This is a genomic window from Paenibacillus allorhizoplanae (assembly GCF_927798215.1).
Lineage (GTDB): Bacteria > Bacillota > Bacilli > Paenibacillales > NBRC-103111 > Paenibacillus_E > Paenibacillus_E allorhizoplanae.
Genome location: NZ_CAKMMW010000021.1, coordinates 1 through 11,777 on the forward strand (window position 1 = coordinate 1; position 11,777 = coordinate 11,777).

An 11,777-nucleotide genomic window follows, 5' to 3' on the forward strand; every position below is an offset into this window, starting at 1 on the left:
TTCTTTAGGTTACCTTTCACCAGTTCAATATGAAGAAAACTACTACAAAGAAGTTAGTTAATTCTCTTAATAGGTGTCTACTTTCTTGACAGAGGTCCAGAAATCCATCTATTCGCATAAATGAGTAACCTAACAGGCTAGGAGGTGTGGTGGGGCTTCAGGGGTAGGTTGAGGTGACTCCAGGGTTAGGTTGGGGTGACTCCAGGGTCGGGGACTATTCCCCCTACCCTTGCCCCTCTCCCTTCATCTTCAAATAACACTCAATCCCATCCAAGATCCGCTCAAGTCCGAAATCCAGATCGTTGCCGATCGGATTCTCCACCTCATCCGTGTAAGCACCTGCCATCAAGATGGGATGCAGATGGGGGAAACGATCCGGCTTGACCAATTGCTTTAGTGCTGCGCCATAATTGACCCCACTAAATGCTTCCGGACTCGCACCATCGCGGATAGCCTTATCCATATCCCGCGCAATCAGACCGCATGCTCTGGAGTAGCTGCTGACGAGAAGTAGAAATGACATCTTTTCAAAATCGTTCAGCGGAAAATCCCGCATAATTCTCAACATCCAGTCGATCACCTGAAGATTGTTTGGCCCGAGGGGAACGCTCGTAATATGCATATCGCCATACCACGCATGTTTGCGGAACACATCTACGCAAGCCCAGACGTATTCCCCCATTTCCTCGCGCCACGGCTTACCTGGCACCTCGGATGGAATCGGAATGTCACACACTGCATCCTGCATCAGCACGAGCAAATCTTCCTTACTTGTGATATAGCGATACAAAGACATCGTCGTGTACCCCAACGACTGGGCTACCCTGCTCATCGACACTGCCGCAAGTCCATCGCTGTCAGCAATAGCAATCGCCGCGTCAACGATTTTTTTGATGCTGAGCTCACCTTTGGGCCCTCTGCGGGACGGTTTAATAATTCCCCAGCTAAGAGCTACACCTGAGGGTAAGCTCTGTATGATTTCATCATCGATCTCGTCGCCGATCTCCATGTTGTTCCATCCTCCATTATCCTTGCAATCCGAAAATGTATACATCATATACAGTATATCACAATCGCATCTAGATTGATTAGTGGAGGCAACCTAAGAGGACGATTTGAAAATTTACAATTCCGTAATATTCTATTTACATGCCCCTTACATAGTTTTGGTATAAGTAAGAAGTTAAGAGAAATGTGGGTAACCACGAGGGGAGATTTACTACTAATGAAACGTAAATGGATCGTGTTAACATCTTTACTGCTTGCTCTTCCTGTGGCTGTTTCTGGAACAGTAACTGCTCAGCAAGTGAACGGAGTAACCTCCGAAAATGTAACCTATTCGAGCAATGGACAAGTGATTAAACCATCAGCACCTGCTGTAAATTTAGAAGGCAGCTTGTACATGCCAGTTCGTGCGCTTTCTGAAGCTTTAGGTAAATATGTGGATTGGGACGAGTTCCGTAACAGTGTATCTTTAACGGACAAGCCTGTTTTAACTGGTAAATATGAGCTCAAGGCACCAAATCTTGCAGAAGGTATCAAAATGGGAGTTGGCTCATCCTTAACGCACATTCCAGGAGACCCTGATAATGTATTCTATACAACGGCTGATCGTGGGCCAAATGGTCAACCTACTATTAACGGTAAAACTGTGCGTACGTTCCCACTGCCAGACTATACACCAACGATTTATAAAATCGAAGTAAGTAAGGGCGAAATTAATATTTTAGACAAGTTTCCTTTGAAGCTGTCGGGTATAGACCCTGTTTCAGGAAAAGCAACGATTACAGGACTACCCAATATTAAAGGTCGCGATGAAGAGCCTTATGATGCAAAAGGTGAAAAAGTGCTGGCATATGACCCGTACGGACTTGATATTGAAGGCTTAGCTTACAATCCTAAGGATGATACTTTCTGGATTTCCGATGAATATGGTCCATCCATTGTCCATGTGAAGCGTGATGGTACGATCATTGAGCGTATTGTGCCTAAAGGTTGGTCAAATCAAGCGTCTGCTCCGCTTGTGCCATCCCGCGAGATGCTGCCAGAAGTGTACAACAAACTTCGCCAGAACCGTGGAGCTGAAGCGGTAGGCATTACGCCTGATGGCAAATTTATGTTCATGGCTATGCAGAATGCGCTACGTAATCCTGATAAAGCCATGGACAATTCACGTCAGGTTCGAATTATTAAGTTTGACCTAGCGACGCTTAACCCTGTTGGTGAATTTGTATACGTCCTAGAGGATGCGAAGCAATTTAAGGATCTTGCGCAAGGCGATATCGTCATTTCCGATATGGTTGTCGTAAACGAGAACACGCTGTTAATCGATGAGCGGGATAAATTCTCTGGCGATAAAGCACAGTTAAAGCGTATTTATGCCATTGACCTTTCAACAGCTACCAATGTTAGTGGCAAATACGACAGTGCGACAGCGGCAGGTAAAACGCTTGAGCAAATGACGATTGCAGATCTGAAAGCCAATGGTATTCTGCCTACGACGAAGCGAACCGTACTGGATGCAGTTGCATTCAAGTTCCCTTACGAGAAAATTGAAGGTGTTTCGCTCATCAATGGTGATACACTTGCTATCACGAACGATAACGATTTCGGCATTGACAGCACAACACCAGAAAATGGAACACTACTTTGGACATTTAAACTGCCATACACAATTAAATAGGGATTCGCAACGAACAGACCCGGAAGTCCAATGATGGACTTCCGGGTCTATTTACGTCACGCTATCCCTTCCTCACCGCATGCGCTTTGCCATATACTCCCTGGGCGTCATCCCAAATTTAGCCTTGAATAGCTTATAGAAATAACTCTCGTTCTCTACACCTACGCGCTGCATGATCTCCTGAATACTTAGCTTGGAGTTCTCCATCCATTCCACCGCTTTATGCAGCTTCACTTGATTCATATATTCGGGAATTGACATCCCGAGGTGAATCTTGGATATTTTGCTCAACTTGTAAGCAGGCAGTCTCATCATTTCAGAAATACTTGCAGCGGAGAGAGAAGAATCGAAATAGTTGGAATCGATAATCTCTTTAATCGTATCGGCGACAACTTGGTTGCCTTGAATCCCTTTTTCCTCACCTTCACTATGAATGGCGCGTACCGCTTCCAATAGAAGTCCCTCGAATTGCTCAATCGTTTCCTCCTCATACAGCTCGCGACTCATCAGCCTAGCGGGAACAGCAATTGGCTCTTTACTCGTACGGTTCATCTCAAAAATAGTCTTCTTCAAATGGTGCACCACCTGCATACTAACCAGCATGATGCTGCCATAGTCTAGCTTGCGAATATGACCGAATACGTCACGGAGTCTCTCTTCTGTTTTGATCGCATTGCCTTTGGGAACGGCATCGGTAAATTTGCTCACCAACTCCAACACTTGCTCTACATCCACACTCCCCATGTTGGAAGCAATACGTGCTTGTGTAATCACAGACTTCGTTCCAAACACATACCGATAAGAGCTGTTAGCTAAGGTTTCATTATAGGCGGCAGCAATCGCTGTATATTCCATAATGACATTGCTGACCGTTGCCGAAAAAGTGATATGGTAGTGCTTTTGAATGTAGTTTTGCGCTTCATGCAGTGATTGTTCCACCTGTTCCACGGATTCGTGTTGTCCATCAGCCGTGTTCAATAAAATCGTAAACGAGTCATCTTTCATATCTACAATTTGAGCGATACCTATTTGAGATAGGGCATCCGCAGTTACATTCGCAATCACAAAGCGGAGCAACTCTCTTTCAGCCAAGCTTTTATGACTTAGGATTTTTTTATACTCATCGATGCGCAAAACACAGATTAGGAACGGTTTATCTTTCGTCAGGGCATCATTCAACTGCCTCAATATATCCTCAAATTCAGCTGCATTCATACTGTAGCTATCTGATATCACCTTTTTCAAAAAGTAAATCTTCATAATACTCGTATTATTGTTCTTCTCGAGATTGTACTCATAGAGCTGTTCTCTCGACTTACGATACACCTCGGTCAAATAGGAAAACTCGTCTTTCACGCCAGGCTTCAGGAAGCCCTCTCTTCCCGCTCCACCGAGCGATGTCTGTTCCATGAGCCGCCTCACCGGCCTGTAAATGCCTCGAGAAACCGATAGCGTTAAAAGCAGCGCCCCGACAAAAACAGCTCCTGTAATGAACAGAATCGTATCCATCAGCTGCTTCAGATTCGCGTACACTTCTTTATACGGCTTCGCTTCCAACAGCGTCCATCCCGTATTCTCCAAATAAATATAAGAGACAATGAATTTCTCGCCATCGACTTTCGATTCGTAAAATCCAGCCGGCTCTCCCGCATGCATCCGATCTTGGGAAACCGATGTTTCAAAGGCTTGCTTAATCGTAACGGCCGAGGCATTGTCAGCGATCAAATGGGTGGTATCGGTTTCAATAAATTGATTCTTGTTGTCTAAAATGTATAAATCGCTTGGCGTCCGCGAGTCAAATTGATTAATCGTTCGAATATTATCGACGAGCCAGTCCAACTTCACATTGAGAATGATGGCACCGTCCATCACGCCTTGTTCATCCACATTTTCAAACATGACATAACTCAGCACAGTATCGTAGGTAGGCTTGGCGCTGCTGCCTCCGGTTTGCATTTTCCGCACAATCGCTTTCAAAGGCGTAATATGAGGATTCTCCGCGAGAACCTTATCTAATTCAGCATCCTTATGGTACAATTCACCAAATGTGGAGTAATACAGCTTCTTATGGTTGTTATAGACATAGACCGATTGAACGAATGGATAATTGGCAACGACGGTCGCATTCAGTTTATTAATCGTATTCATATGATCATACGTCTCTTCGTCATTCAAATACATGAGCGCTTTGACGTCATTATTACCGTAGGTAGAAAAAGTCAGCTTGCTGATCATCGTATCCAAATAATCGATATTGTACTTCATTTGGGACAATAACTTCTGGCTTCCTTCGTATTCGCTTTGAAACACATTTTTCTCAACATTCACATAGATAAGACTGGAAAATGAAAGTAAGATGAGCAGGATCATGCAGTTAATCCATAGAAAAATGCGCAGCAAATACTTCTTCTCCTGAACGATTCGCCAAAGTTTCATGCCAGTTCCCCCGTATCTAAATCTATCTCTGTACGAATAAATCTACCTTATTATAACGCTTTCAACAAGAACAGTCCCTAATGATTTGTCTCATAAAACGCTGAGCTTCAGCGGAAACTGCAAAAGACAGAGAAAAGGGAGACGGGGTACTAGCACCCCGTCTCCCTCCACCACTCACCCCATCTTACTCTTGTACTGCGTCGGTGTAACCCCTGTATGGCTCTTAAACAATTTACAGAAATAGCGATAGTCGGAAATGCCGACTGCGCCGGATACTTCGTATATTTTCATCGTGGTCCGCTCCAGCATCTCGCTCGCTTTCTCCATACGAACCCGGTTCACGTATTCCAGAAAGTTCTCGCCGATCTCCTGTTTGAACATCTGCCCCGCATACGAGGGATGCATATGAACGAGCTTAGCAAGCTCTGCCAGCTGCAAATCCGCTTGATAGTGCTCGCGAATATAGCGACACATCCATTGAATCTCCTTGCGTACAGTCACCGGAGGCTGGGCTTGCTGATTCCACCATTCGCAGATGGCATCAATGGTTGCCAGCCACCACTCACAGTATGTGTTCCACGTCGTCAACCGATCGATGCCACTTAACCTAGCGACGACTGCGTCTGGCAGCCGCACAAGTTCAGGTTGCAGCATTTGTCTCGTCAGACGGAGCAGATCCCCCGGATGAATCGGTGGCACGCCGAGCGTGATCATCACGCTTACCGCCTCCCGGAAGGCCTCCACATTCTCACGCTGCAGGGCTTTGACGACAGCTGCCGTCCACTCCCTCGTCTGCTGCGCATCGAGTCGCCGAAGCACGATCGGGGGTTTCACACCCTCGGAATAGAAATACGCTGCCAGCCCATCCCTGCCTTTACGTATAAGGTCGGAAAGCTGTTTCTCTGTCAATCTTAGCTTCCCTAATTCTTCTACAGATCCAATATGAACGAGGCTTTTCACAGGAGCAAAGCTACTTACCGCATCTTGCACCATTCTTGCTAGTTGGCTCAAATGAAAGGCAGGAATCTCTCGCTTCGACCCGATTAGCAATAGTAAATGGCTATGTTGCAGGGGCAGGATTGCCAACCCGTTACCATCGCCTAGCATCTGTGCATCTAGTTTGGCTTCAAGCATTTCGGCTAGTTGGCTTTGCAGCTGCACGAGCTCCTCCATAGATGGGCCTGCTTGCCCGGCAGCTATCTTCTCATTTACATTCGCACTTATATCCACATTCCCCATCACACGCCAACCTACAGTTATACCCGCGACATAACCTGCGGATTCAACACCTGTGAGCCACTCACTTGGTACTGGAAGTTCTTGCATACTTCCATCACCATCCATCAGACGCTCTGTCCATTGGCGTTTCCGCGCCCACTCTTTTTCCCGTTCGAGCTTAAGCTGCATCTCCAGCTTCTGATCAATATCAAGCTCTTGCTCCAGTTCCTCTGCTACCTTGCGGCAAGCTTCAAGAATTTGCTCAGGCGTTTGCGCAAGCTTAATTAAGTAGTTATCCACACCTAGTTCAATCGCTTGCCTCGCATATTCAAATTCACCGTAAGCGGTCAAAATAACGATTCGGACACGTGGCCACCTTTTCCTCACATAAGCAGCCAGCTCCAATCCGTTCATATTCGGCATCGTAATATCGGTAAGCAGCAAATGGGGCACTTCCCGCTCGATCATGCTGATTGCTTCTTTGGCGCTAGAAGCCGCGCCCATGAACGTAAATCCCCCGTCTGACCAAGGAATACGCTGCGCAAAGCGCTCCCTGACCCATTTCTCGTCATCTACCATCAGTATTTTCAGCATGATCGTTCCGTCCCCTCTCCCTGACACTATCCTTGCTCTCTCGGCTCTCCGTCCGGCAGATGAATCGTCACCGTTAACCCCTCATCCGGTTCATTGGCAAAATGCAGGCCATACGGATACCCGAATGTCATCCGCAGTCGCTCTTGGACATTCCGCATCCCCAAATTGTTTAACCCTTTGTTCGCATTGACAGCACCTGTTTCCTCTAGCAGCAGCTTCAGCTTATCCGGCGGAATCCCCGGGCCTGTATCAGAGATTTCCAGCACCACGCCTTCTCCCTCATGCTCTTTGCCACAAACAATAATATGATTGACACCTTCTTTACTGAGTCCATAAAAAATACTGTTCTCCACCAACGTAATCAACGTTAGTTTCGGAATCGGCGTCGCATTATAGATCTCAGGAACGGCAATATCCATGACAAATACGTCCCCATACCTAAGGTTCATAATCTGCACGTAATTGTCCAATTGCGCTAATTCATCCTCGACCGTTACAATGTCCCCTACCTTGTCTGTTGAGTATTGCAGCAAACCCATTAATGAACGAATCATCTCGCACATCTCCTGCGTTTGTCCCGTTTCTCCCAAACAATAGATGGCATTGAGCGTATTATTCAGAAAATGGGGATGAATCTGCGATTGCAGCACCTTGAGCTCGTGATGCCGCTTCTTTTCTTCCGCTACGCGCAAATCATCAAACAAGGACTGGATGTCATCCATCATGCCGTTGAAACCATTGGCAATATGCGTGAACTCATCATTGCGTTTGAGTTTGATGCGAGCTTCGAGCTCTCCGCGCGCCGCTGCCTTGAATTGTCGTGTGATGGCTGTCACGGGTTTGCGAATATAGTTCGTAATCCAAACAGAAAGGATGAAGGCAAGGATGATCGCCACTAACAACACAAATACCAGTTGCTGTTTCAGTGACTCCAGTAAAGGAAAAGCTTGCGACTCCTCAATAACGGAGAAGACGAACCAATCCCAACGGTTTTGATTAGAGCTTAGAACCATATAGTTGCCAAATGAGGTGTGAACGGTGTTAAAGGAAGTACCACTTTGCTGCGTAAGGACCTGTAACGCCTCTTTCATTTCCAAATGATTGAGATACGTCTTCGGGTACGCTAGATATGTGTTCGTGGAGAGATAATCGCCTTGGCCTGTAAACAAATAAATGCGCCGCTGATTGTCGGGATCGTCTTGAATAATTTGCGGTCCGGTCAGGGCATTTAAGTTGACATCCATGGCCACCACTCGCCGGCTGTCGATTTGCTTAGAGACTGTGAGGACGAAGTGGTCATTGATCGTATGAGGAGGGCTCCACCAGAAGCCCGTTTTACTCGTTTGAGTGGTAATTTCCGCTATGCGTTCTGCCGGGACATAAACACGATAACCAAACGGAGAGCTGATCCGTACCTTGTCATCTTCAATGACATAAATACTGGCGATCTCCTCCTGATGGTAGGACAACACATTTTCCATGAGTTGGACGAAATCTTTTTCCCCCATATTGTAGAGGACTGGCGTGGAGAGGAAAATCAATTGCGTTTGGATATTATTCATTAGGGTTTTAATATAATTTTCGACTTGTACGACGGAGCCTTGCAGTACTTTTTCGTTGTTTTGCTTGATGGGCTCGAACAGCCGTTGGTAGCTGAATACACCGATCACCAGAAACAGAACGATAACAGACATAAAGGTAAGAATGAAAAGCTTAGTGGAGACGCTGGAAATGAAGTTAGTTCTTCTAAGCCGACGAAACATGCCAGATCCCCCTATACCCTACAAACCATAATATGGAACTCTTATATGTAAGTATAGAAAAATATTAGAAATTTAACTAGCATTCATTGCTAGAATCTCCATAACGGACAACGACGCCCAGCACTTGCTGTGGCGCTTTGCGGTATAAGTCATAAGCTTCTCCAATACGCTCCAATGGTAAAATGTGCGAAATCAGCGGCGCGATGCTCAGCTTCCTCTCTGTCAATAAACGAATATATTCCGCCATATTGCGGCCCTCCGTCCAACGAACAAGTCCGATCGGATAGTCGATACCCTTCTTCTCGTAATCGCCCAGATATCGTCCAGGTCCGCCTGCACGGGAGATGAGGATTTGCGCTTCCTTTTGAAACATCAGCTCCCGATTGAACACCATGCTTACATCACCCACGATAATTAGCTTCCCCTTATCGCGAATCCAGCCCAGCGCCTTATCGATCATCTCACTGTTGCCGCCACCGACACAAAGAATGACAGCATCCACACCAGCTCCTCCGGTAATATCCGAGAGGTTACGCATCATGTCTTCCTCTTGATCAAAAACATACCGTACGCCGGAGGCGGTTAGCTTCTCCGTACGCTCTGCAACACGATCGATACCGATCACGATGTTCGCCGAGGCTTGGGCAACTTGGCACACGATCTGCCCCAGTATGCCTAAGCCAACAACGAGGACAGACTCCCCGAATCGCAGATCGGCTTGCCGCAACGCATGAATGGCAATCGTGCCGAGCCCTACATGAGCTGCTTCTTGGGCATCCACTTGCTCCGGCAACGGGGCCACCAGATGCTTCGGTACCTTGAGAAGCTCGGCATGACGAACAAACGGCGAACCATAGCAGGCGACGCGGTCCCCTTTTTTCACATGCGAAATACCTGCTCCAACTTCCTTAACCTGACCCATGGCACTATAGCCTAACGAAATGGGCTCATGAGATCGGATATCCTTCAACATCATTTCGGTGCCTGGACTGATCGCAGAGTATGCCGTTTCCACTAACACGTAGTTGGCTTCTACCGCCGGCTCTTCCAGATCAATGATTTCCACGCTGCCTTCTCGTGCAATGACTGCTCTCATCGATGTTACAATCCTCCATTACCCCTTAATTGAACCCAGCAATGCGCCTTTCACAAAATACTTTTGCAAGAAAGGATAGATAATTAATAGCGGTAAAGTAGCCACAACAACGACGGCCATCTTGATCGTTTCTGGCGGCAAGGCATCCAGTACGAGTGAATTAATCGATAACTCTGTAGAGACATTCGGCGTTTGAATCATACTTCGGAGCACGACCTGCATCGGCATGAGTGATTTGTCAGATAGATAGAAAATCCCTTTGAAATATTCATTCCAATGGGTAACGCCGTAGAACAGACCAATCGTCGCCATAATCGGTGCAGACAACGGTAGAACGATCCGAAATAACGTAGCTAATTCGCCACAACCATCAACTCTCGCAGCTTCCTCTACTTCGGTAGGAAGATTCTCAAAGTAGGTTTTGACAATCAATAAATTAAAGGTGGATACCATACCGGGTATCACGAGTGCCCAGATCGAATTATATAAGCCAAGGCTGCGCACCATAATATAAAGCGGGATAATACCCCCGCTGAAAATCATCGTAAACACAAGTGCCATCAGGATAAAATTGCGGCCTGGCACTGACTTTTTGGATAACGGATAGGCCAGAAGTGTCGTCACAATCAGATTCAGCGTCGTCCCTACCACCGTGATGAATACCGTAATTTTCAGTGCTTGTGGGATACGTGGAGAGCTGAATATCTCTTTGTATGCTTGAAAAGTCATGTGCTCGGGCCATAACACGAAGCCGCCATTTCTCATAACTTCCACATAAGGCGTAATAGAGACGATAGCAACATAGTAGAGCGGGAATAACGTGATCAAGGCGAAAAAGCCCAAGACTGCATAAATCGCCACGTCTACTGCATGATCCCCTTTGGTTTTATGACTCACAAAAGACATGCGAATCCCCTCCTTTTCTAAAATTGCTGTATGCTGTTACCATATCCCCGAGCCCCCGAGCTTCTTAGCAAGCTTATTTGCGCCTATCACGAGCACAAGCCCTATGACCGATTTGAACACACCCATGGCTGCAGCCACACCAAACTCAAGACGCTCAAAGCCATAGCGATACACCCAAGTATCCACAATATCTCCAACATCGTAGACACGTGCATTTAAAAAGATGAAAACCTGATCGAAGCCTGCATCCAAGATGCCGCCAATGCGAATAATCAGCAGGAGCACGAAAACATCACGGATACCCGGCAACGTAATATGCCAGAGCTGACGCCAACGTCCTGCACCATCTACGACGGCAGCCTCATAAAGTTCCTGGTTGATGGATGCCAGAGCTGCTAAGTAAATAATCGCTCCGAATCCGGTATTTTTCCAAATTTCGGTTAGAACCAGCAAAGGCCTAAAGAAGTCCTTATTCGTTAATAAATCAATCGATCCCCAACCCATATCGCGTACGAAGGTACTGATCAAACCAGAACCTGGGGCGAGGAAGGAAAAGGCTAAGCCATACACAATGACCCACGATAGAAAATAGGGCCCATACGTAATCGTTTGTACAGCGCGCTTAAACCATCTGACTCTGACTTCATTCAACATCAGTGCAAGGATCACATCCGGCACCATGCTGCCAACGATTTTGTAAATACTAATCAATAAGGTGTTTCTCATAATGCGTACAAATTCAGGATTATCAAAAATGACACGAAAATTATCGAACCCCACCCAAGGACTTCCCCAGATGCCCTTCATGAGGTTGTAGTCTTGAAATGCAATTAAAGCTCCCACCATCGGGGCGTAGTGAAACAGCGCATAATAGACCAACCCAGGGATCATCATGAGGTAAAACCATCTGCTGAGATATATGCTGCGTAGCTTGCCCTGCCTCATCGGGCGTGAAACGGTAGGTTTCTCTTGTCTTGCAGCTATGGTTTCCGCCATCGCCATCTCCTCCTAGTTGTCTTCTCCAGGTAGAAGGCAGAAGGAAACCCCCAAACAACCTAGGGTTCCCCTCGATGCCTAGCCA

Annotated in this window: 8 protein-coding genes; 1 reads left to right on the plus strand and 7 read right to left on the minus strand. The window is 46.5% G+C overall.

The features are described from left to right. Positions 1-223: 223 nt before the first annotated feature. Entirely contained in the window at positions 224-1,009 is a 786-nt protein-coding gene (locus L6I86_RS26295; protein WP_236291367.1) for a TetR/AcrR family transcriptional regulator, read from the minus strand. Between the two features lie 216 nt (positions 1,010-1,225). Between L6I86_RS26295 and L6I86_RS26300 the strand changes: the two genes are divergently transcribed. Next, the gene (locus L6I86_RS26300) at positions 1,226-2,683 is read left to right on the plus strand and encodes an esterase-like activity of phytase family protein (RefSeq protein ID WP_236291368.1); all 1,458 of its coding nucleotides are present in this window, start codon (positions 1,226-1,228) and stop codon (positions 2,681-2,683) included. A gap of 72 nt (positions 2,684-2,755) precedes the next feature. Here the strand turns inward: L6I86_RS26300 and L6I86_RS26305 are convergent, their stop codons facing one another. The 6 genes from L6I86_RS26305 to L6I86_RS26330 all read right to left on the minus strand — a co-directional run bounded on the left by L6I86_RS26305 (position 2,756) and on the right by L6I86_RS26330 (position 11,692). Beyond that, positions 2,756-5,119: an AraC family transcriptional regulator gene (locus L6I86_RS26305; protein ID WP_236291369.1), complete on the minus strand. Its 2,364-nt coding sequence runs from the start codon at positions 5,117-5,119 to the stop codon at positions 2,756-2,758. 174 nt (positions 5,120-5,293) lie between these two features. Continuing rightward, complete coding sequence (locus L6I86_RS26310) at positions 5,294-6,931, minus strand: response regulator transcription factor (protein ID WP_236291370.1); 1,638 nt, start codon at positions 6,929-6,931, stop codon at positions 5,294-5,296. 26 nt (positions 6,932-6,957) lie between these two features. Continuing rightward, the gene (locus L6I86_RS26315; protein ID WP_236291371.1) at positions 6,958-8,694 is read right to left on the minus strand and encodes a sensor histidine kinase; all 1,737 of its coding nucleotides are present in this window, start codon (positions 8,692-8,694) and stop codon (positions 6,958-6,960) included. Between the two features lie 76 nt (positions 8,695-8,770). Beyond that, positions 8,771-9,790, minus strand: coding sequence for a zinc-dependent alcohol dehydrogenase (locus L6I86_RS26320; RefSeq protein WP_236291372.1), 1,020 nt, complete (start codon positions 9,788-9,790; stop codon positions 8,771-8,773). A gap of 18 nt (positions 9,791-9,808) precedes the next feature. Continuing rightward, a complete protein-coding gene (locus tag L6I86_RS26325; RefSeq protein WP_236291373.1) occupies positions 9,809-10,696 on the minus strand; it encodes a carbohydrate ABC transporter permease in 888 nt (295 codons plus the stop codon). 36 nt (positions 10,697-10,732) lie between these two features. After that, on the minus strand, positions 10,733-11,692 hold the full coding sequence (locus L6I86_RS26330) for an ABC transporter permease (RefSeq protein ID WP_236291374.1): 960 nt from the start codon (positions 11,690-11,692) through the stop codon (positions 10,733-10,735). Positions 11,693-11,777 lie beyond the last annotated feature (85 nt).

Coding starts and splice junctions, on each gene's coding strand:
- L6I86_RS26300 (WP_236291368.1), top strand. CDS start 1,226: ATGAAACGTAAATGGATCGTGTTAACATCTTTACTGCTTGCTCTTCCT.
- L6I86_RS26325 (WP_236291373.1), bottom strand. CDS start 10,696: ATGTCTTTTGTGAGTCATAAAACCAAAGGGGATCATGCAGTAGACGTG.
- L6I86_RS26320 (WP_236291372.1), bottom strand. CDS start 9,790: ATGAGAGCAGTCATTGCACGAGAAGGCAGCGTGGAAATCATTGATCTG.
- L6I86_RS26315 (WP_236291371.1), bottom strand. CDS start 8,694: ATGTTTCGTCGGCTTAGAAGAACTAACTTCATTTCCAGCGTCTCCACT.
- L6I86_RS26295 (WP_236291367.1), bottom strand. CDS start 1,009: ATGGAGATCGGCGACGAGATCGATGATGAAATCATACAGAGCTTACCC.
- L6I86_RS26305 (WP_236291369.1), bottom strand. CDS start 5,119: ATGAAACTTTGGCGAATCGTTCAGGAGAAGAAGTATTTGCTGCGCATT.
- L6I86_RS26330 (WP_236291374.1), bottom strand. CDS start 11,692: ATGGCGGAAACCATAGCTGCAAGACAAGAGAAACCTACCGTTTCACGC.
- L6I86_RS26310 (WP_236291370.1), bottom strand. CDS start 6,931: ATGCTGAAAATACTGATGGTAGATGACGAGAAATGGGTCAGGGAGCGC.